General features: G+C 67.3%; 10 protein-coding genes. 4 read left to right on the forward strand and 6 right to left on the reverse strand.

What is annotated here, in order from left to right; translation table 11 throughout:
* Positions 1 to 6: 6 nt before the first annotated feature.
* Both AC5P9W_RS09720 and AC5P9W_RS09725 read right to left on the reverse strand, forming a co-directional pair.
* Entirely contained in the window at positions 7 to 1,791 is a 1,785-nt protein-coding gene (locus tag AC5P9W_RS09720; protein WP_164143841.1) for a DUF2341 domain-containing protein, read from the reverse strand.
* A 38-nt stretch (positions 1,792 to 1,829) separates the two neighbouring features.
* Complete coding sequence (locus AC5P9W_RS09725) at positions 1,830 to 3,446, reverse strand: ShlB/FhaC/HecB family hemolysin secretion/activation protein (RefSeq protein ID WP_329841940.1); 1,617 nt, start codon at positions 3,444 to 3,446, stop codon at positions 1,830 to 1,832.
* A 201-nt stretch (positions 3,447 to 3,647) separates the two neighbouring features.
* Here AC5P9W_RS09725 and AC5P9W_RS09730 point away from each other — a divergent pair, with 201 nt between their 5' ends.
* A complete protein-coding gene (locus AC5P9W_RS09730; RefSeq protein ID WP_134735471.1) occupies positions 3,648 to 3,983 on the forward strand; it encodes a hypothetical protein in 336 nt (111 codons plus the stop codon).
* 90 nt (positions 3,984 to 4,073) lie between these two features.
* On the opposite strand, the gene AC5P9W_RS09735 is transcribed toward AC5P9W_RS09730, so the two are convergent.
* A complete protein-coding gene (locus AC5P9W_RS09735) occupies positions 4,074 to 4,523 on the reverse strand; it encodes a general secretion pathway protein (protein ID WP_134735430.1) in 450 nt (149 codons plus the stop codon).
* A gap of 115 nt (positions 4,524 to 4,638) precedes the next feature.
* Between AC5P9W_RS09735 and gspH the strand changes: the two genes are divergently transcribed.
* From gspH to AC5P9W_RS09750, 3 genes are read left to right on the forward strand one after another with little or no spacing between them, the layout of a single operon-like run.
* Complete coding sequence (gene gspH / locus AC5P9W_RS09740; protein WP_021202279.1) at positions 4,639 to 5,085, forward strand: type II secretion system minor pseudopilin GspH; 447 nt, start codon at positions 4,639 to 4,641, stop codon at positions 5,083 to 5,085.
* Complete coding sequence (gene gspI / locus AC5P9W_RS09745; RefSeq protein ID WP_111098538.1) at positions 5,082 to 5,444, forward strand: type II secretion system minor pseudopilin GspI; 363 nt, start codon at positions 5,082 to 5,084, stop codon at positions 5,442 to 5,444. The genes gspH and gspI overlap by 4 nt, the downstream gene beginning before the upstream one ends.
* Positions 5,441 to 6,055, forward strand: a complete 615-nt coding sequence (locus AC5P9W_RS09750; protein ID WP_197575917.1) for a prepilin-type N-terminal cleavage/methylation domain-containing protein — start codon at positions 5,441 to 5,443, stop codon at positions 6,053 to 6,055. The genes gspI and AC5P9W_RS09750 overlap by 4 nt, the downstream gene beginning before the upstream one ends.
* A gap of 344 nt (positions 6,056 to 6,399) precedes the next feature.
* On the opposite strand, the gene AC5P9W_RS09755 is transcribed toward AC5P9W_RS09750, so the two are convergent.
* From AC5P9W_RS09755 to gspF, 3 genes are all read right to left on the reverse strand, one after another.
* A complete protein-coding gene (locus tag AC5P9W_RS09755; protein WP_495219133.1) occupies positions 6,400 to 18,792 on the reverse strand; it encodes a filamentous hemagglutinin family protein in 12,393 nt (4,130 codons plus the stop codon).
* Between the two features lie 206 nt (positions 18,793 to 18,998).
* Positions 18,999 to 20,195, reverse strand: coding sequence for a substrate-binding domain-containing protein (locus tag AC5P9W_RS09760; RefSeq protein ID WP_197575915.1), 1,197 nt, complete (start codon positions 20,193 to 20,195; stop codon positions 18,999 to 19,001).
* Positions 20,196 to 20,604: 409 nt separating this feature from the next.
* Complete coding sequence (gspF, locus tag AC5P9W_RS09765) at positions 20,605 to 21,804, reverse strand: type II secretion system inner membrane protein GspF (protein WP_134735426.1); 1,200 nt, start codon at positions 21,802 to 21,804, stop codon at positions 20,605 to 20,607.
* Between the last annotated feature and the right edge of the window lie 4 nt (positions 21,805 to 21,808).

Here is a 21,808-nt window from a genome sequence, read left to right on the forward strand (position 1 = left end):
CGCCCCTCAGCCCTGGACCGCGGCCGGGCCGCGCCCGTCCTGCTCTTCGGCCAGGCGCGCGGCGAACTCGTCGATGAACACCGCCATGTCGGCGCCGATCGCCTCGGCACGTGCTCCCAGGTAGTTGTAGCCGAACAGCGCCGGAATCGCGACGCCGAGGCCGGCTGCGGTACACAGCAGCGCCGCGGCCATGCCCGGTGCCACCGAATTGATGTCCACCGCGCCGGCCATCGCCGCCACCACGAACACCAGCATGATGCCGATCACGGTACCGAACAGGCCCACGTACGGCGCGCCTTCGATGGTGGTCGACAGCCAGTTCATGCGCCGTGCCATCGCTTCCTGCTCGCGCACCATCACCGCATCCATCGAGGCGCGGATCGCGGCGATGGTGGCGCCACTGAGGTAACCGCTGTTGCCATCGCGCTGGTGGCGCTGCTGCATTTCATCGATGGCCACCTGGTAGATGCGCCACAGCGAACCGTCGTGCATCGCGGTGGGTGCCTTGCCCTGGCGGTCCATGTCGGACAGGGTGCGCAGCGGCACACCGGACAGCTTGCCGAAGCTCTCGGTGAACACTGCATTGGCCTTGCTGGTACGGCCGAAGTGCCGCCCCTTGGCAATCATGATCGCCCACGACAGCAGCATCATCAGGCCGAGGATAGCGACCACCACCCAGGCGTCGAACGGCATCGCCTTGAGGATGAAGGCGAAGTGGCTCTGCCCGGCGGACTGCTCGTCGGCACCGTAACTGATCAGGCGCGAGTCGGCGCCCTGTGCGGTGGCATCGGCCAGCAGCAGTGCCGCCGGTCGTGCCACGCGCGAGATACGCAGCTCATCCAGTGCGCCCTCGAAATTGGCAAGCGGCTGCACCGCGCCCGGCGCATCAGCGCCCACCACCGGCGCGGTGGTCAGCGCCGGCAGCTCGCCGCTCAGCTGGGCGACCACGCGGCCATTGAGGTACAACTGCAGTGCGCCCTTCTCCGCAGTCAGCGCCACATGCGCCCACTGCCCCTCCGGAATCGGCTGCGCCGGCGTGCTGCGCTGGCCATTGAGCTGCACGAACGGCACCCGGTTTTCGATGCCCAGCACCAGTTCGGACGCACCGTCGCGACGGGCGTAGATCGCCTGTGCAGCGTTGTTGCTGCCTGGCTTGATCCAGGCCGAAACAGTGAGCGGCGCGCCCGCCTCCTGCGCAAGCGATGCGCTGGCCGGCAGCGGCAGCGGGGCTGCACCCAACTGAACGCCGCGGCCGATCACCGAGCCTTCCGATGGCGGCACCACGGCACCGGCATTGTTGCCATAAGCGGTGGTGTCGCGTGCCGGCGCATTGGCCTCGGCGAAGTGGTAGACCAGCGTATAGTCCGGATCGAACACCTGCTGGCCGTTGCCGCTGGCGGGGGACTTTTCATTGCCGTAGTACATCCAGATCGTCTGCGGTGCCGCAGCGCTGACCGCCGGCACGTCCACCCAGACCAGCGCCAGGCCCAGCTTGGCATCGAACTGTTCGATCTGGTGGGCCAGCACGGTGCGGCCATCGCCCGAGACAAAGCGCAGGTCGTTGCCCGCATCCTGGGTGCCGTCGAAGCCGAAGTTGCCGGTATGCAGGCGCAGCAGCAGCGGCGTGCGACCCGGGTCACCGGCCAGGCCCGCGCCCTGCGGGCCGGCGTCGACAGTGATCGGCTTGCGGTACTTCCATTCGGCCTGCCACCAATTGGCATCGGCCGCAGCGGCCGGCAGCGCAACCAGCGCGGCCAGCAGCAACAACACTCGGGAAAGCAAACGGTCCATGCGAAGGGTCTCCGGAGAACGCATGTTCAAGGGAAGGGTCAGTAGCTGGTGCTGATGTTGAAATGCAGGCGCGGGTCGTCCTTGCGCGTGACCGGGCCATCGGCATAAGGCCAGGCGTAGTCCAGGCGCAGTTGCAGGTGTTCACCCAGGCGCAGCTGCGCGCCCAGGCCGACCGAGGCCAGGTTGTACTTGTCGCGCTGCTCGGGCAGCGGCTGGCGCAGGCGCAGGTAGGCCGCGTCGGCAAAGCTGTAGACACGCAGGTCGGTGCCGCTCCACAGCGACCACGCCGGGGTGCGCCATTCCAGGCTGGCCAGGCCGCCGTAGTCGCCGATCGCCTCGGCCGACAGGTAGCCACGCACGGTGTACATGCCGCCAGCAGCGAACTGCTCGGCCGACACCAGTGGCGCATCGGTTACCTGCAGCGAGCCACGCGCATACCACTGCCAGTCACTGCTGAAGGTGTGGGTGTTGGCCACGTCGGCCTTGAAGGCAACGAAACTCGGATCGGCCCAGTAGCGCTTCTGGCCGAAGGCGGTGGCGTCACTGCCATAGCCGAACAGGCGGCGGGTACCGGCCACCAGCTGGGTGTTGATGCTCAACTGATCCTGCGCGCCCTGGCGCACACCGACAAACCCCAGGGTGATCGGCGCGTACTTCAGCGGCGTCTTCAGGCTCTCCTTGCCCATCTGCGTGTCTTCCTCGGTGTCCTTGAAGTCCACGCCGAGGCTGAGCTGGCGCCACCACTGGCTGCTGCCGGCCAGTCGATAGTTGAGCTTGAGACCGATCGAATGGCCGTTGCCGACCACATTGGTTCCGGTGCCGGTACCGACCTGCCCGCCCGCGTTCAGCACGCGGCTGTCGGACTTGTAGCCGGAGGCTTCCAGGCTCCACGGCGTGCCTTCGAACGGCATCGTGTACGAGACCGAGAACACCTTGGCCTGCTTTGTATCTTCCGGCGCCAGGTACACGCCGATGTTGGCGCTGTGCCCCCGCTTCCACAGGTTGTCGTAGGCCAGCGACGCACTCAGGCGCAGCTTCTCGGTGTCGGCGCTGTGGTCGTTGTTGATTGACGCGCTGGCACGCCACGGCGACTTCTCTTCGACCTGCAGGTCCACATCCATCGTGCCCGGCACCTGGCCCTCCCGTACCAGCGGCATCACCTGGCGGCGGCCACCTTCGTTCAGCGCGGTCAGTTCCTTCTGCGCCTGGTCGAAGTCCGGCACCTTGCCTTCCGCCAGCGCCGGCACGCGCTCGCGGATGCGCTCGGGCGATTCGTGCTTCGTTCCCACGACCCGCAGCTGGCCGATCGGTGTCTGCTGTACCTTCAGCAGTACCACGCCACCGCTGACCTGCTGCTCGGGCAACTCCACGTAGACCGACTGGTAGCCCGCCTGCTGGTACAGCGCATTGACTGCATCGCGTGCCTTCTCGACATCGGCCAGAGTCTTTCCCGGGCCGAGGAACGGCTCCACCGCGCGCTCGATCTGGCGCGGATCGAGCACGGTGTTGCCGCGCACGATGTATTCATTGATGTTCACGCTGGGCGCAGGCCCCGCCTCCTGCGCGAACAGCGGCAGCGGCAGCGCCGCCAGGGCCAGCACCAGTGGATGCAGGCGCAGCGGAAGGCGGACGGCTCGGCACGGAACAGGAGTCATCGAAGGCATCGCGTCGTATCGAAGGAAATGGCCATGGAGCGGCGCGTGGGTCTACCAACAGGACGTGTACGTCGCGTCAAAACCGCCAACAGTTTTGTGACAGCACTGTCATCTTTTGACGGCAGCGCAATGCACGCAGGCGGACCCTGCCTTCTCCACACGTCTTCATTGCAGAACGTCGATTGCCGCGGGAGATTCGAGATGCGTGAATCATTGATGGCGGAACTGCGCGCTGCCCTCACCCTTGCGTTGCTGCTGGCGTTGGCCCCGGTGCGCGCCGACGAGGCGAAGAAGCAGGAAGACGCCGCGCCCTGCATCGAAGTACAGGTCAATGGCGAGCGCATTCCGGCCTGGGACTGCCTGCAGCGCAAACTTGCGCCGGCATCGAAAACGGCGAAATCACCGGCGCTACCGGAGGCCGAACGCCTGATGCGGCAGCCGGGCAACCAACTGATGCAGTACAACCTGGAAGGCACACGACAGCGCATGGGCGATGCGTTCGGGCGCTCGGTGGTGCCGCAGCGACCTGCGCGCTGAGCCAGCGCCTTTGTAAAGCCGAGCCCATGCTCGGCTGTCTTTGCGTTCATCGGCGATGCTGCGCAGGCGCAGCCGAGCGTAGGCTCGGCTCTACGGTACCGCGGGCACGATGCCATCGCTCGGCACCGGCGGCAGCTCGGGCACCGGGAGGCTACGCGATTGCCCGGCCTGGTTCAGTTCCACCGCGCTGGCACTGATGCTGGCCAGCACCGTGCAGGGTCCGAGCCGTTGGCCGGGCGCATACGCTTCCGCCGGGCGTCCATCCACCGAGAGCAGGGCCAATGGCGCATGGTCACCGGCCATCACGCCCAGCACCACCACCTCGGTCTGCACTGCACCGGGGGACAGCAGCCGTACCAGCGGCAGGCTCGCCACTGCATCGAACATCGGTCGTACCGGCGCCACGGCCTTCGCCTCGCTGGCCGCGGCCGCTGGCGCCACGGCAGACAGGGTGACACTCCAATAGGCCACCACGGCCAGCAGCAGGGTTGCCGCCAGCAGCGTCAGTATGCGATTGCGATCCCAGCGCCTGCCATCCATGTTCCGCACCACCGCCACGTTCGTGTCCGCCTACGCTAGCAGCTGTGGCTGACGCTTTTGTTTCATCATGCCGGCCTACGCTGGCAGGTGTCGACACGGACAGGAGGCAACGTCGATGCAGCGCGTGCAGCGTGGTTTCACCCTGCTGGAACTGATGGTGGTGCTGGTGATCATCGGCATCTGCACGGCCGGAATCGGGCTGGGCCTGGGCAGCCTGCTCGACCCGGGCCGGCAGCTGCGACAGGAAGCCGAGCGGTTGGCGCAGCGCCTGCAGGTGGCGCGCGATGAGGCGCGCATCGATGGCCGCCCCCTGCGTTGGCAGGCCGACGCCAACGGCTATCGTTTCAGCCGCCGCGAAGGCAGCGGTTGGGTGACCGTTGAACACGATGATCTGCTGCGTCCGCAGAAGTGGCAGGCAACCGGCATTGCGGTGCAGCCCGCCAACCCCATTGAGCTGAGCCCGGAGTGGATCGGTATCGCCTGGGAGCTTGGCTTGTCGCTGGATGGTCGCAAACTGCGTCTTCGTGATGATGGCAGCGGACAGTTGCAGGTCGTGCAATGAAGCAGGCGGCACGCGGATTCACCCTGATCGAAGTGCTGATCGCATTGGCGATCGTATCGATTGCACTGGCGGCGGTGATGCGCTCGGTGGCAGTGGCGACCGACGATCAGTCACGGCTGCGTGACCGTCGCCTGGCACTGTTGTGTGCGCAGGATCGCTGGCAGGAACTGCGCCTGAGCGGACAGGCACCGCAGGATGACCGGCAGCGCTGCGTGCAGGGGCGCAGCAGCTTCCTGGTGCTTCAGCATCTGGGCACGGGCAGCGACGGCCAGCCGCAGCTGGAGCTGAGTGTGGTTGCCGAAGATGCACCCCGGCAGTCGCTGGCGCGGATGCAGTTGCCATGGACGGCGGCGCAATGACGCGCGCCGTGCGCGGTTTCACCCTGATCGAGGTGATGATTGCGATCACCATCATGGGCGTACTGGCGCTGATCTGCTGGCGGGCGCTCGACAGCGTGGCCAACAGCAATCAGCGCCTGCGCCAGGCCGATGCCGAGACCACGACGGCGCTGCGCGTGCTGCAGCAGTTCCAGCGTGATATCGAAATGCGCGCAGACGATGCGTTGATGAATGGCGCAGTGCGGCCGGCCGATCAACCGCAGCGGTTGCTACCGCCGTCGCTGGTGAGCGAGCGGCACCCGGATGGGAGCTTCGCGCTGGAGATCACCCGCAGTGTCGGCAGCGATGGGCTGCACTGGCAACGGGTACGCTGGTGGCGGCAGGGAAGTACGCTTTGGCGGGCCAGCGGCGCAGCGACGGATCGGTATCCCCTGCCGGCGCCGGATCTGTCGAAGGGCATTGCCGTGGCGCGCGAGGTACAGCGGTTCGAGGTGTGGGCATGGCAGCCCGGTGCCGGCTGGGCGCCGTTGCCGAGCGAAGGCGAAGTGCTGCCGGCCACCGGGCTGGAACTGCGGCTGGGCCTGCGTGATGGGCGTGGGCCGTTGAGTTACCGGCGCGTGCTGGAGCTGTAGGATTCTTCCCAGGCAAAGCATCCACGCACGGCGTGGATCTACGGTGGGTGCCGACCGTGCCTTGGTGGGTGCCGACCGTTGGTCGGCATTGTTGTTGGCTCCGGAATCCGCGCATTGCATGGATCCCCCCGCCTGCCGCCGGGCACTCTCCTGCACCCGGCGGCGTTGTGTCGGTGGTCCTCACCGCTGATGGCCGTTCCCTGCCCTCCGTGCCGTCCTGGCTGGGGCCGCCACCGCTCCTTGGCGGCTGGCCCGATGCTGTCCGTTCTTCCGGCCCGATCGCATCCACGCATGGCATGGATCTACCTTGGTGCCGACTGTTGATCGGCACCGTTGCAAGAGGCCTACCGGCGCTGCGTGCCCTCGTCGCGACTTGCCTGCGGGAACTGGAAGGCACTGTTGGCGTCATAGCCAGCGTTGGCAGTATTGCCACGCGCCGGCGGGTTGATGCTGCTGGTGCCGCTGCCGAAACCGAGGATCTGCACGCTGATCACCGATGGCTGGTTGCGCCGCGCATCATCCTGGCTCTTGCGCATCACATCCTGTGCCGCCTGGCTGGCGCTGTTGGCTGCTGCACTGGCCGAGGCCAGCGCGTTGACGTTCACCGTGGCCAGCACGGGCAGGCCCTTGCTTTCACCCTGTACCTGGATGTTGGCGGCGTTGAGCACCTGCAGCGCGGCCAGGTTGATGTTGCCCGAGACGCGGATGCCAGCTTCGCCCGCATCGATGGTGCCCAGCGGCGCGATCAGGTCGACATCGCCCGGCCGCACTTCGGCAATGGGGTTCAACGTTGCGATGCCTGCACCACTGGCCGGGGCCTGCGGCGACAGGAGCACATTGCCCCAGCCGTCATAGACGCGGCGCGGTGGCGTGTACAACAAGGTGGTCTGCGAACCACGGCCGGCATTGATGTCACCCTGCTCCGACCAGGCCAGGATGTCACCGCCGAACGTTGTCATCACCCGCGACAGGCCCAGCAGCACGCTGTCCTGGCTGAACAGCCGGATGTCACCCTGCCCCTGGGTCACCAGCCCGGCACTGGCCGGCGGCACCACGCCCTGCACACCCACCACGATCTGTCCGCCCGGCGCCATCAGCTCGATGTTGCCGCCGGCTTCGGTACGCACGCCGGAGCTTCCGTACAACAGGATATCGCCGGTACGGTCGATGGCCGTTCCGGCAGCGTCCTTGTCCGGCATCAGCGTGGCGATGGCCTCGCGGCCGCGCAGGTAAGAACCAACGCGTGGCCCATTCCGATCATTGTACTCGCGCCCACCTTCACGCAGTTCGGCGTAGTAGACCTGGCGCAGGAAGATGCGCTGCTGTTCCTTCGGCAGCCGGTCGAATGCCGCCAGGGCCTCGGCGCCACCAACCGCCAGACCGAAGCGCTGCTGCAGCCACTCCCTCAACTCCTTGTCGTAGATCTTCACCGCCTTGCCCGGTTGCGCAGCCAACGACTGCGAGGGATCGGCGAGGTTGGCCGGATCCAGGTAGCGCGTGCGCAGTGCATCGAAATCAATGGCCTGATTGCCCGCCGTCAAGGCAATGCTTGCGCCCGGGCGCGTATCGCCCTGCACGATGCCGCCCAGGCTGACGATGCTTCCTGCCTCTTCCTGGCGCAGCTGGCGACCGGCGCTGACCTCGACATTGCCCGGGCCGGCCACCGTCAGATTGCTGCGGATGATGTCCCGGCCCGCCTCGATCCCGCTGATATCGGTTCCGCGGGTGTTGAGCGCGGTGACATCGGCGCTGATGACATCGCGGCCGGCGCGCAGCCGTACCGCCGAGCCCGCCTCAAACCAGTCAAATACGGTACGTCCGCCATTCTGGCCATTGCGCGAGAGCTGCCGCCTGCTGCCGCTGCCCAGCCCGATGATATCGCCGGCCACGGCATAGAACCGGCTGACCGCCGTCGGCGTAGCCGGCAACGACGCACCAAGCGCGGTATTGGGACCGAACGCGAAATACGGCAGCACGGTGTCAGGGCTGGCGGCGTTCCCATCGACGGATACATTGCTGCGCACCGTTCCCGCGTTTCCGGGCCCCTGCGCGATGAAGCCGGGATCGAACGGACCAGGGATGCGGGCATCACTGCTGGAGCGCGCGATCTGTGTCGCTCGGTTGGCGGCCAGGATCGATCCTCCCGCCAGCACCTCCAGCCGTCCCGACGCCGAGGGCGCCAGCAGGATGACGTCCTGGGCATCAGGCACACTGCCGCTGCGCAGATTGGCGAGATTGATGTTGCCCGAGGCTGCAATGGCGGTGAACCGGGAGGGATACAACCAGTAGTTGAGATAGATGTCGCCATTGCTGGCGTTGATTTCGACCACCTCCCTGGCCTGATTGCTGCCGCTCGCATGCTGCGTGCCCACCAGGCCCGGCGACAGATTCCCGCCGGCGGAGAACAGGTCCAGCGCGGTGCGCGGCGTCCATAGCGAGAACCAGCTCGTGCCAGACGCGCGGCTGCCATCATCCAGCACGATCGTGTTGAAATTGGCCACGGGAACCCGGCCTGGATCGGCGGCACTACCCAGCACCACGTCGCCGCGCGCCTGCAACTGCGCGGTTGAGTCGCCCAGCACCAGCACCGGTCCGGCCATCGCAACCGGGCTGTCGGCCACCAGCGGATCCTTCAGGCCCAGTTGCCCATAGCTGGCCTGGACTGTACTGAGGCCACCAATGCGCGCAGCGTCGATGCGGGTATTGCCACGAACATTGGTCACCACGCCATTGACGTCCAGGTCCTGCTGATCCGATGTGCTGCCACGACTGCTGGCACGCAGGCCCGGATTCAGTGCACCCCCGCTGCGCAGGGCCATGTCACCACCGCCGGTGACATGCAACTGGCCATCGACCACGCGCCCGGTTGATCCGACCGCGACCGAAAGCGCACTCGAATGCGGCGAGATCTCGTATCCCAGCGCGTTGCCCATGCTGTCCAGCATGCCCATATGGCGGCCTGCGTCCAGGCTCAGATTGCCGCCCCCCAACGTCCCGAACCCGGTAAAGCCCACCAGGCGGGGGGTTGCATCCAGTTCGGGCCTCACCGTGCTGTAGGTTCCGAAATTGATCCACCAACTGGTCGGCGTCTGCACGACACCGCCGGTGGTGCCCGTTCCCTGCCGCCACAACCAGTTGCCCACCGCTGCGCTTGAGTGGCCAGCCTGGTCGCGCTGGACCGTGCCCGATTCCGCGCGGAAGCTCCATGTATCGCCGATGATGTCGCGCCCCGCCTCGATGCGCAGATTGCCGCCCTGGTCCGGATACCACGCCTGATAGCTGGCGAGGGCCGCGTCGTAGGCCCCGGAGGCCTGGGTCGAACCAAGCAGCAAGGTGTTCTCCGGCTTCGGCGCACGCGCCGCGTTGAAGCGCGGATCGCTGCCATCACCCAGATGGGTGGGCGTACCTGCGGTGTAGACACCGAAGCCGGATTTCATGCGCACGTCCTGCGCCGCCAGCAGCGCCAGGTCTCCCTTGCCGGTACGCAACACGCTCCAGGCCGGCGAGCCCAGGCGCTTGCCGTAGGTAGTGACTTCGGTAAGCGTGCCGCCGCCGTAGCAGTAACCGGTGACTGCACAGATATCTTCCTCGGACATGCCCATCTCGGCGCCAAGTTCCGACGCAGGCCTGCCGACCCAGGACTCGTCCCCCCACCACATCAGCGAACCCTCCTTGTCCACCAGGCGCGGCGCCGCGCCGCAGAACGGTCCCAGTTCACAGATGTCACCTTCGGCGACACCCAGCATTTCAGCCGCCTCCCGGGGCGACTTGCCGACCAGACTGTCGTCCCCCCACCAGAACAGCGAACCTTCCAGGTTGACGACACGATCGCCTTTCCATTCCGTCGTGGTGGTCACTGTACCGATGGTGCTGTAGTGGCTGTCGGCGAGCACGATGCTGCCGTCACTGCCCCAGCGACGCGTGCGCGGATCGGCAGACGCTGTATCTGCACCAGCCACCGCAGTCAGGTCCCATGACGTGGTCCCCTCGGGCAACATCGAGGCCAACGCCCAATTGCGCCCCTGTCGGCCGCTGGCGTCGGCCACCCGCAGCTTCACCGGAGCGTCGCCGGCCAGTTCCACCTTGGTCATCGAGGGGATGATGGCACCGGCGTGCAGATCCAGCGCGCCGGAGAGCCGCATCACCATCGGCAACGCCACTCCGGCAGGCCAGACCTGGGCCGCCACCGGTGCCGGACTGCGCAGGCGGAAGCCGGCGCCCAGCCGTGCGCCTGCCTGAAGGGTGAGCGCCTGGGCCAGCACGGTGCCTGCTGCCAGCACCTGGCCGCCATCGGTGGTCACCGCCGCCCCCAGCACACTGCCGGCGGGCAGCGTGAGCTCTGCGGAAAGTGTCATGGCCACCGGCAGCACCGTACCCGACGGCAAGGTCAGCGCCTGGAACGGCAGGTCGTAATTCAGTGTCGCACCGGCGCGGAACTCAGTGCCGATCTGGAGCTTGACGCCCTCGCCGGGCACGATCAGATCGCCACCAAATGCGGTGTTCGGCGAGCCCGCGCTCCGCCCTTCCAGCAGCACCCAGCCGTCCTCATCCGGGTTGGCAGGCGGCGGTGCGAAACCGTCGTTGATGCTGCCGTAGACGTTGATATCGCCCTCGGCGCGCAGCACGAGCGCGGCCGATTCACCGAAGCCACGGCGCGCTGGATCAGTCCGGTTCGACTGCGGTCCGTAGCGGTAACCGGACAGATCGATATCACCGGCCACCACCAGGTCGCCACGCGGATTGTCACTGCTGCTCCGCGCCACCAGCTGCACGCCGGGACGCAGGCGGTAGCTGCCCAGGGCGGCGGTGCGCTGCTGCAATCCCGTATTGGCCAGCGCGGCGTTCATCCACAGGCTGTTGTCCGGGTCCACCACCGTATCCAGCCATTGCTGGTTGATCACCTGCGGACGATGGCCGTGCACGTCTGGAGCGCTGGCCAGCGGCGCCGAATCGTAGCTGCGGAAGGCGTTGACCTGGAGGTCGCCGGCGCCGGCAATACGGATGCCGCTGGCCACTTCGATTGCTGCATCGTTGCTGCCCACGCGGGGCACGTTGAGCTTGACGCTGCCGCGTGGGCGGCCGTCGTTCTGGCCCGGGCCGCTACCGGTCGCCACCGACGTACCGGCGCGCAGGTCCATCGAGGAAGCCGCACCCAGCTGCAGGCTGCCGTTGGCCGAGGTCAGTTCAATCATGGCCCGGTTCGGGCTGTCGATGATCTTGCCGTAGCTGTCCACGCGCAGGCCGCTGCCATGCGCGTCCAATGTGCCATCGATACGCAGCACGTCGCGGGCGGACAGGCGGATGCTGCCGACCTGTTCGCCACTGGCATCAACGCGGCCATTGACCTGCAGGCTGCCGCCATCGACGCTGATATCAACGTTTCGGGCCTTCACCTCATCGCCGATCACCAGGTCGCCTTCACTCACCTGGAAGGTCCGGCCACCGGTGATGCCACCGGCGGTAAGCCGAGCGTTCAGGCCGGAGAAGTCCTGCAACCGGCGTGCACGCACCACCAGCTCGCCACCGTCATAGGGCACTTCGGTCCCACCGGCATCGTAGCGACCGCTGGCGCCGCCCAGCAGGGTCCCGGCCAGATCGATACGGCCGCCCTGCGGGCCCAGTGCAGCAACGGTCAGGCGGCCGCCGCGGTTGTTGCGGGCGGAAAGATCGATACGCGACCCGGTGTCGGCAACGATGTCACCTTCGCGGCTCGTCAGCGCCACGTCGCCGCCCCAGCTGTACTTGTCCACGTCGAACAGGCTGACCTTGCGGCCGGCCATGTCAAGCACCGCGTTGCTGCCAAGCGTCATGCCCTGGCGGGCATTGGCTTCGAACCGGCCGGACGCCAGCGCCACGCGGCTGTCGATGCCGATCCGTTCGGCCGTGATCGACAACTCTGCACCCAACGCATCGCTGCCCGTGGTCGCCGCAGCACCGCGCAGCTGCACCGTTCCTCCATTGCGGATGGCCAGCTGCGCACCCGCGTTGCCGGTCAGCAGCGGGGTGACGATATCCAGCGCGCCGCCATTCAACTGCCAGCCGCTGCCTGCCACGTAGTCGCCCTGGCGCTGGAAGACGTCCAGGCTGCCCTTGCCGGAGAACAGCATGCGATCCGACGCCGCCAGCGTTACGCCGGCGAAGCCGAGCACCTGGCGATCTGCGGCCACCGTCGAGCTGGACCGGGTGAAGGGCGCACGCCCCAGCTCCAGCACCCGCGTATTGATCTCCAGCTGCCCTTGGCCGAGCCGGCCCACCATCGCCTCGCCGGCTGGTTGGGTCTGCTCACCGCCGGCCAATGCGGTGCCGGCCAGCGTACCGTCCCAGACCAGCGTATCGGCGAAGATGCGCGCGCGGTCGGTAGCGCTGCCGTAGCCGTGAATGGCAGGGGCACCCAGCACCAGACTGCGTAGACTGCTGCGGCCGGTCGCACTGTCACGCGTATCCAGGTCCACGCTGCCGAACACATTGATGGCATCGCGCGCGGTCAGGCTGAGCGCCTCCAGCGCCGGCGCGCCGGTGGCGGTGTTTCCGCGCAGTAATCGCTGCAGTACCTCCTGGTTCATGGTCATGCCGGCCGGCAGGCCACCAGCTGCCGCTGCCGTCGCAATGGCTTCGGCACTACCGAGGTTGAGGGCCGACATGCCCAGGCCGAGCTGGCGCGTGCCATAGCTCACTGCGTCGCCAATGTTCAAGGCGCCGTCGGTGGCCACATTGATGCTGCCTGCCGACAGCAACCGGGTCTGGCCACTGCAGTCCACCTCGCATCCGCCGATGTCGATCGCCACCGGACCGGCGGCACTGCCGCCCTGCGCACTGAGCGCCGTCAAGCGCTGGTTGGACACGGCAAGCAGGCCGCCCGACACCAGATAGGGCGCCGTGGGCTGCGCCACGCGCGAGGGATCGGCTGCGGCCGAGGTATCGATCGAAGCGCCCTGCTCGACCAGGATCCCCTTGCCCCCGAACGCAGCCGACAGCAGCACTTCCTGCGCCGTCAGGGTGACGCCGTTGCGCACCACGATGTGCTGCGCGCTGCCCTCCAGCGAATACGTCGTCGCGTCACGTCGCAGCACGCCGCCGATCAGCATCGTTTCCGGGCGGAACGCATTGAGCGCCGAATCGAAGAGGGTGGCACCGCTTCCACTGCCGGCACTAACGCCCTGGGTGGCAATCTCCAGCATCGCCTCATTGGAAGCGAGCAGATTGACCGAAAGCGTGCCGGCCCGTCCGTCATTGCTGCCGGCGTTGAAGCGTGACACGCCCTGGAAGATCGCGGCTGGCACGCTCGAACGTCCGGCGCCATCACCCAGCACCAGGTTGAGTTTGCCGGCATCCGTTGGCCGCCAGCGCAGCGCTTCACCACGCCGCTCGGCCACGCCCTGTACGAACGCGCTGTAGGAGGTCTCGTTGTAGCTGGCATGGCGGCGCACCACATCCGCCGGCGTCAGCACCAGATCAGTGAGCAGCGATGAGACTCCACCCCCCAGGCTCTGCGCCTGGTGTCCACTGACGCGCCAGGAACCGGTGCCGGTCGCCACTGGCTGTCGGCTGCCGACGGCGCTTTCAGCCCCGACTTCGACGCGGAATGCGCCCTTCTGCAGTGCGTAGCTGGCCGGCAGCAGCGTGTAGGTTCCCGCCGGTAGGCCTGGAACCCCGGCAGGGATGACAATCTGCTGGCCAACGCGCGGATCGGCGCTGCCGTCAGCGAGCGCCTGCGGCGCCTGCGTGCCCGAGCGTCCCGGCATGATCGCGTAGACCGCATTGTCACTGCCGCTGAAGCGGTAGCGCGGGTTCGCATCCGCCAGCGCATGCCGCAGGACGTCCACCGAGCCACCCCGTCCGGCCACGAATGCAGCGCCGGACAGCTCGCCGCCGCCGGACATGTCCAGCACGCTGCCCGCCACGCCATTGAAGGCGTTGGCCACGATGTCGATACCGATCGGGATGTTGTTCGAGCCGGGGCCCAGCACATCGAAGTCGGCACCGTTGCGGCGCCAGCCAACACCATCCACGGTGCCGCCAAACGGCAGCTGCAGGCCCGCTCCGCTCACCGACGTCACACTGCCTGCAAGCAGGTCGACGCGGCCGGCGACATCGGCGTTGAACTTCCGGCCGCCGAGCTGCACATGGCCCCACGGCACCTGCACATTGCCGCCCTGCACCACCGTCGCCGCCACCAGCTCCAGGCTTCCGAACGCAGAATCCGGTGCCGGTTGCGCGCCGCCTGCAATGCCATGAATGCGCAGCACGGCGTCGGGGTTCTGCCAGAACGGCTCGCCTGAAGGTCCGATGTCGGGGACGCCGGCCACGATGCGTCCCTTGGCCCGGGCTGCCGGGTACAGGCGTGCGGCGCTGATGTCGATAGACCCCGGGCTTGCCAGCGTGGAGACCAGCGAACTGCTGGCGACCGGGGCCAGCAAGCGGATGTCACCGCGGCTGCGCAGCGCGACCTGATCAAAGCCCGCCAGCCAGGTCACATCGCGCAGGTCGATCAGATCGGCGCCCACCTCCAGGCGATGCTGCCGGCCGGCGTCGAGGGGCGCCTCCAGCGGGCGCAACGTGCCTTCGCCGGCCGGTTGCCACCAGCGGCCCTGCGCAAGGCGGACATACGGCGCGGCCAGTTGCAGGTGCCCGCCCTCGCTGCCACCCGGGACGAAGCCGAGGTAACGCTCGTTCGAGCCCTGGATGCGCAGGCTCTGGTCCATGCGCAGATTGACATCCCCCTGCGCACGGATGTCACCGAACAGGGCCAGATGATCGAAACCACCGGCCTCGATCTGCTCCACCGACAGTGCCGCATGGCCGTACTCAAGGCGTGCAGGCAGGTCCGCCGTCTGCGCGGCGTGCTGGGTCAGTGAGATCATCCGCGGTGCCAGCACGTCCTTGCCGTCTGCCGTCCTGCCGTAGGTGCCACCACCGAAGGCAACCCCCAGGGTGCCGCCGCGCGCGCCGTCGCCGCCGGCCGCTGCGTTCAGTTCACCCTGCAGGTACAGGGAATTGCCGCTGCGCAGCACGATGCTGCCGCCATCGCTGTCCACGCGGGTGCGCCCGCTGCCATCGATATCGAGCAGCGCCGACGCACCGGAGGCATCCAGGCGCGCCCCACGCTCCACCACCACGAAGGTATCGGGTGGCAGGTGGCGTACGTTGTCCTGGTCTTCCCAGTCCAGCGCGCCCCCGATCTCGATCGTTCCGCCCTTGCGCACCTGCCCGCGCAACGTCCCGCGCGCGTCGCGCAGCGAAACGGTATCGCCACTCACGTCCAGCAGCGCGCCATCGGCGATCGTCCACTGGCGCTCGCGGCGTGCATCACCACGTACACCGGATGGATCGAACGCCTCATCCAGGCGGATGCGGCCGCCGGCTGCCCTCAGATGACCGGCCACGCTCAGGTTGCCGGCGCTGGACAGTTCGATCGACTGGCCCGGGTCGACCTCGATCCTGGCCCCCTTGCCAACGCGCAGGTCGGCCGTGGACAGCAGATGCCCCGCGCGCAGTGTCAGGCTCGCGCCGCCACGCTGCGCCACGCGACCACTGCTCGGATCGGCCTCGTACAACGATGGCATCCAGGCCTGCACGCCCTGCTCGCGGACCAGAGCCTGTGCTGCGCCGTCGGCCAAGCGCAGCGCAGGTCGTTGCACCTGCAGCGGGGTGCCCTCTTCAACCGTCAAACCGTTGTGACCGGCGATGTCATAGCCGGCGAAGCCGCTGTTGAACAGCGCTGCCTGCAATCGCAGCGAGGCTGCCGATGCTTCCGTGCCAGGCACGCCGATAGACACCGCAGCGCCGGTTGCCAATATGAAGTTGCCGCTGCCATTGCCGAGCGCGCTGAAGCGCGCGCCCTCGCCGAAGCCCAGCCGGCCGCTGCCGTCGGTGGCGACCTCGGTGCTGGCCGCGAGCAGACTGACGCTGCCGCCCTTGCCGACGCGCCCCTTGCCGTTGGCATCGATCGCACCGCCGGCATCAACCAGAATCGCTGCTGCCTGGCCCACGTCGATATCGTGGCTGCTGTTGAAGCGCACCTGCCCGCCGTCGATCCACGCCTGTGCGGGACCGCCCTCCGGCGCTGCAAGCGCGTTGCTCCAGCCACCGCCAAGATCGATCCGCGCGCCGGCCGCGACATCCACCGCACCACGTCCGGACGTCAGCAATGCCGTGGGCCCGCCAAGCGCCGCAAGCAGATTTCCGGCTTCCACCTGCCCGCCGGCAATCTGCACCGTTCCACCGAAGCTGACGCGGCTTGCGGTGAGCCCAAGCCGGCCGCCCTCCTGCAACCTGAGCGTGCCATCGAGGTCGATACGGCCGGCCGAAGCGAGGTCCACCTGCCCCCATCGCTGGGCGCTCAGCACCTCACTGTCCAACCACACGGTATTGCGCTGTGCTTCCCCGACCGGCGCCTGCAGCGTCCACGGCCGGGGATCGGCCTTGAGCGCTCCAATGCGGACATTCGAGTCGAACACCGCGCTGCGCCCGCTGTTGTCAAAACGCCCGAGCCACAGCTGGGCGTTGCGGGCCACCGCCGTCTGTGCCTGCGCATAGCCCTCCTGCCCCTGATCGGGCCGGCGCCTCTGCTGTGCGCCCTGGAAGGCCACCGTATCCACCTGGCCCTCCAGGACGGCCGTGGGCGCCGAGATCAACAGGCGGCCAGCATCGCGTCCCACGGTGTAGCCATTGTCGAAGCGCTGGCCCGGGGCAACCAGCGGATTGCGGAACGATTCGGTCACCCCCCAACGTTCCTGCTTCACTTCATAGCCCTGGTACAGGCCGTCGTACAGCATCTCCGCCGGCGCGTCGTCAAGACGGTACAACTGGCCATCGCGGCCCCGCAGCCAGCTCTGCTGCACCACGCCGGACTGCACATCCAGGCTGCCACCAGCCAGATTGATGTGCGAACCGGCGTGGCTGACGACTTCCTTGCCTGCCAACTGGACGGTGCCGCCCTGCGCTGCCCATTCGCTGATCGAATGCCCCTGATTGTCCAGATAGCCACCCACTTCCAGCAGGCCGCCGCCGGCATACCAGCGCGTGCCTTCATAGCCACCGGTACCGGCGGCAACTTCGGTCAACTGGCGGCGGTCGATCCACACCTCGCTGCTGATCAGCTTGCCGCTGTCACGATTGTCCGGCGAGTCGCGCAGCTCGTTGCCCTGCACCTTAACCTTGACGTTGTTGCTTTCCATCGCCACCTGCACACCCACCGCACCGGAGACGTCCACGCGCGCGCCATCATCCAGATAGCTGCGCCGGCTGGCGTCGGCGATCACCTGGCCGCCGGTGGCCACTGCCAGCGAGCCGGCCTGGAAGTTCACATCGCCGCCGGACACGACTTCGATGCGCGATTGCTCTCGGCGGTCCTGCAGGCGCGAGAGATTATCGAAGGTGCCACTGTTGCTGGAACCACGCAGCTTGTCCTGCTCGGCCGATTCCTTGATGAGCGCGTTGCGCTGGCTGTCCAGCGCCGTGCTCTTGCCATCGTCCTCCAGCAGTACTGCCGTGGTCGAGCCGGCGGCCAGAGTCACGCTGCCGGCCGCATCGGACGCCGAGTTCAACAGGTGCACCGTACCGCGCTGGTTCAACGTGGTAGTAGCAACGGCCACTCCAGCCTGCTCGACGGTGCGGCCGGCCAGCGTGACATCGCCTTCGCGCGCCTGGATCAGACCACTGTTGCGAACACTGCCCGCCGTGCTGTCAGCGACGAAGCGCGGGGCAATCTCATTGCCGCGGGTGGTGGACGCGGTGTTCTGGGCGGTTCCCACGCCGCGACGGATCACGAAACTGTCACCGGCGGCCAGCTGGGCCTGTCCCTTGCGGGTTTCAATCTGGCCCGCGTTTTCCACGCTGTGGCCAGCCAGCAGCACATAACCGCCGCCCCGTGTAGCCGTGGTCGGTTCGTGCGTGGTGATGCGTGCACCGCGTTCGACCATGACCTTGCCCACGGCGTCGGTCAGCGCCGAGGTGTTCGCGTCGGCACTGTACAGGCCCTGCTTGCGGAACTGCGCATCGCTGATGCGCGCCGCCGCCGCGACCAGATTGCGGACATTGACCTGGCTGTTGTTGCCGAATACCACACCGTTGCGGTTGGCCACGAACACCGTGCCATCGGCCTTCAGCTGGCCGAGAATCTGGCTGGGTCTTGCAGCGGGATCATTGACCCGGTTCAACACGGCCCAGTCGGGGTTCTGCAGGAAGTTCAGCGTGGTGTTGCCACCAATGTTGAAGGTCTCCCAGTTCAGGATCGCCTGGTCGGCGGTCTGCTCGATGTTGACCAGCACCCGCCCCTCGGCGGTCTGCGACTGGATGGCCTCACGGGCGTTGATCCAGCCACGGGTCAGCGGATTCTCGTCGACCTTCAGGCCATCCTTGCCCAGGCCATCAGCCACTACGAAACCCGCCTCGCGGCGCGCCTGCCGTGCCTGCTCCTGCAGGCGCTGCTGCAGGGCGATGGCCTGCGCGGCCGTGCCGAGGTTGTCGATCGACTGCTGCAGCTTCTGCCGTGCCGCATCCTGCTGCTGCGCGGGCAGCTGGAACTGGATCGGCACGCCATTGGGCATGCGCCCGCTCTGTGCCGCCGCGCCCTGCGCCGCACCGCGCTCGGCGAACCAGCCGGGGCTGAACGCCTGTTGGGCCTGAGTGGCCGGAGCCACCACGCTGCCCAGGGCCACTGCGACGGCCCAGGCCATCGGGTGGCTGCGCCACAGGGCAGCAGGGAAACGGGCGGTGGGCGAATGCGGGTGCGACATCGGGGACCTCGTCAACCTGATGGGCCGCGTCGGCCGCGGCGTGTGTACGGATGGGCCTGCGCCAGGCACGCCCTGCACCTCATAGACGGTGGCGACGGCGTGAAGGCGACAGGCGCATCACTGTCATGCAGCGGACATACGCAGAAGGCGCCGGCATTACTGCCGGCGCCCTTGTGCGTTTCCTGCAACGACCAAAGCAATCGCAGTTACAGCGGACGGCCGATGCCCGAGCAGGTGCTGGGGTTATTCACGGCACCGGCGTTGGTGGCGGTCGCAAAGCGGGTGCGGACCGCATCACGCCAGGTCTTGGTCAGCGGAATGAACTTGTGCGCGCGGATCGCGTCGTCGTTCGGCCCCTTCTCGACGCCGTTGCCATCGACGACACTGCCGTAGTGACGTGCCAGGAAGGCACGCACGTTGGCGCCCACAGTGCCATTTTTGTAGCACTGGCCGAACACGAAGTTGGTGTAACCGGCAATCGGATAGCCCGCGTTCGGGTTGCCGAACACCGGCACCCAGTTCGCCGGGTTCTCGGCGGCGGCACCGGTCGGCGGCGCAGCGGTTTCCAGCGTGGCCTGCACACTCACTTCATCCGGCGAGAAGCCCTTGACCTTGGCGATCTTGGTGGCATCGGTCAGGCTCGGGATCACGTCCGGACCGACATAGCCGACGCGGCCGTCAACGGCATAGACGGCGTTGTACAGCGCGGTACCACCAGTGGCCGGGGCAGCGATGAAGTTCGACGGCACGCTGGTGAACAGGTTGGCGAAGGTCGACTGCACCGAGAATGCCGGCACGCCGTTGGTCAGCTTCAGGTTGGTACCCGACACGTCAGCCGGCTGGCAGGCGCTGGTCAGGAAGCGGGTCAGCAGTTCGCTGGTGCCGCTGCTTTCGCCGCGGTAGACGACCTGGATGGCGCCGGTACGGCCCAGGCCCGCCAGCTGGCTCCAGTTGTTGATCTTGCCGGAGAAAATGCCGCAGATCTGGGTGACCGACAGGTCAACCGCCGAACCAGCCTTGTTGAACGGAATGGTGACCGAGGTGGCCACCGACGGGATCTGCACCAGAGCACCATAGCGGTTGGCGTCGCCGGACACGTTGTAGGTGCTGTTGTAGGTGCTCAGCTCGGTGCTGTTCAGCACCGAATCGCTACCGGCGAAGTGCACGGTACCGGTGGTGGAGAACAGCGCCGAATTGTTTTCCAGGAAGGCCTTCTTGCCGGTGCCCGAACCGGTCACGGCATAGCTGAAGTTGGCCGGCAGGATGCTGTCGGCTTGGCCCTTGTACAGGTCGGCCGGCAGCGAAGCGCCGCCGCCGGTGACGGCGGTCTGGGCCGAAGCGGCACCAGCAGCGGCCAGCAGCGCGGTAGCAACCAGCGCGGCCAGGGTCTTGTACTTGTTCATGATCTTCTCCTGAAGGGTTTACTGCGAAGGGAAACGCCAAGGGAGGAACGGTCACTACACGCCTGCTGCCGCCGAGGGCCTCCCAGCCCACTCTGCGGCGACGTGTCCATGCTGGTCCGCACCGATGACAGGCCGCTTAAGAAACCTGTGGAAGATCGAAAAAAGGTGTGGAGGATTGTGTGGAGAATCGGCCCATGCCACATTCCAACGACGCCGTCCGATCGACTGGATGGGATCGATTCGATGGAATCGACTGGATCGAATCGATTTGATGGGATCGGCTGGATCGAATCGACTGGGTAGAGTCGACTGTTAGTCGACTGCTCTTCACACGCAGCAGCAGTACGAAGCACGCGCGCTGCGCACTAGTCGACTAACAGTCGACTCTACCTGTGATGCGCTTTGCGCATCACTGCACCAGCTGGTTCATTTCCATGATCGGCATCAGCACCGCCAGCACGATCGTCAGCACCACGCCGCCCATCACCAGGATCATGGTCGGTTCCAGCAGGGCGGTCAGCGCCATCGCGCGACGCTCGATCTCGCGTGAGATGGTCTGCGCGGCGCGATCCAGCAGCGGCGCCAGCGAACCGGTCTTCTCGCCACTGGCCACCAGATGCACCAGGATCGGCGGATATACCTTCTGTACCTTCAACGCAGCACCCAGCGCAGCGCCTTCGCGTACGCGCGCGGACACGTCATCGGCACAACGCGCCAGCAACGCATTGCCCAGTGTCTGCCGGGCAGCTTCCAACGCGCGCAGCAGCGGCACGCCGGCATCCAGCAGGATCGCCAGTGTCGAGGCGAAGCGCGCACTGTTCACGCCCAGCACGAAACGCCCGACCATCGGCAGCCGCAGCAGCATCGCGTCCCAGCGCAGGCGCAGCTCGGGCCGGCGCAGCGCCAGTCGCCATGCCACCACCAGCGCAGCGATGCCCAGCCCCGCCCACACGCCCCAACTGCGCACGAAAGCACTGGCCGCCAGCATCACCTGGGTCAGCATCGGCAGCGTCTGCCGCGCCTGCACGAACGCGGTCACCACCTGCGGCACCACGTAGCTGAGCAGGAAGATCACGATCGCCACCGACACCAGGCTGATCGCCGCCGGGTAGATGAAGGCGGTCAGCACCTTGGCCTGCAGCGCGTTGCGCTCTTCGATGTAGTCGGCCAGGCGCTCCATCACTCGCGCCAGGTCGCCGGAGTCTTCACCCGCCCCCACCAGGGCCCGATAGATCGGCGGGAAATCGCGAGGCCGCGCGGCGAGTGCCACGGTCAGGCGCTGGCCAGCACGTACATCCGCACGCACGGCAGTAAGCGCCTGCGCCACGTGCGGGCGCTCGGCCTGCTCGATCACCGCACTCAATGCAGCTTCCAACGGCAGGCTGGCGGCCAGCAGGCTGGCCAGCTGGCGCGTGGCCCAGGCCAGCTCACTGGCTGACAACCGGCGAGCACCCCAGCCACTGCCGGCACTGCGCGCCGCACTGACCTGCACAGGCGTCAGCCCACGCCCGCGCAGCAGCTGACGCGCACCGCGCGGGCTGTCGGCGTCCAGCTGGCCTTTCTCGATGCGGCCCTGCGCGTTGGCGGCCTGATAATCGAACAGTGCCATCGTC

This window comes from Stenotrophomonas sp. YJH_SMC_33 (assembly GCF_059372295.1).

Bases quoted from the DNA above. Each gene is read 5' to 3' on its own strand.
- AC5P9W_RS09720 (WP_164143841.1), bottom strand. From the start codon at position 1,791: ATGGACCGTTTGCTTTCCCGAGTGTTGTTGCTGCTGGCCGCGCTGGTT.
- AC5P9W_RS09725 (WP_329841940.1), bottom strand. From the start codon at position 3,446: ATGACTCCTGTTCCGTGCCGAGCCGTCCGCCTTCCGCTGCGCCTGCAT.
- AC5P9W_RS09730 (WP_134735471.1), top strand. From the start codon at position 3,648: ATGCGTGAATCATTGATGGCGGAACTGCGCGCTGCCCTCACCCTTGCG.
- AC5P9W_RS09735 (WP_134735430.1), bottom strand. From the start codon at position 4,523: ATGGATGGCAGGCGCTGGGATCGCAATCGCATACTGACGCTGCTGGCG.
- gspH (WP_021202279.1), top strand. From the start codon at position 4,639: ATGCAGCGCGTGCAGCGTGGTTTCACCCTGCTGGAACTGATGGTGGTG.
- gspI (WP_111098538.1), top strand. From the start codon at position 5,082: ATGAAGCAGGCGGCACGCGGATTCACCCTGATCGAAGTGCTGATCGCA.
- AC5P9W_RS09750 (WP_197575917.1), top strand. From the start codon at position 5,441: ATGACGCGCGCCGTGCGCGGTTTCACCCTGATCGAGGTGATGATTGCG.
- AC5P9W_RS09755 (WP_495219133.1), bottom strand. From the start codon at position 18,792: ATGTCGCACCCGCATTCGCCCACCGCCCGTTTCCCTGCTGCCCTGTGG.
- AC5P9W_RS09760 (WP_197575915.1), bottom strand. From the start codon at position 20,195: ATGAACAAGTACAAGACCCTGGCCGCGCTGGTTGCTACCGCGCTGCTG.
- gspF (WP_134735426.1), bottom strand. From the start codon at position 21,804: ATGGCACTGTTCGATTATCAGGCCGCCAACGCGCAGGGCCGCATCGAG.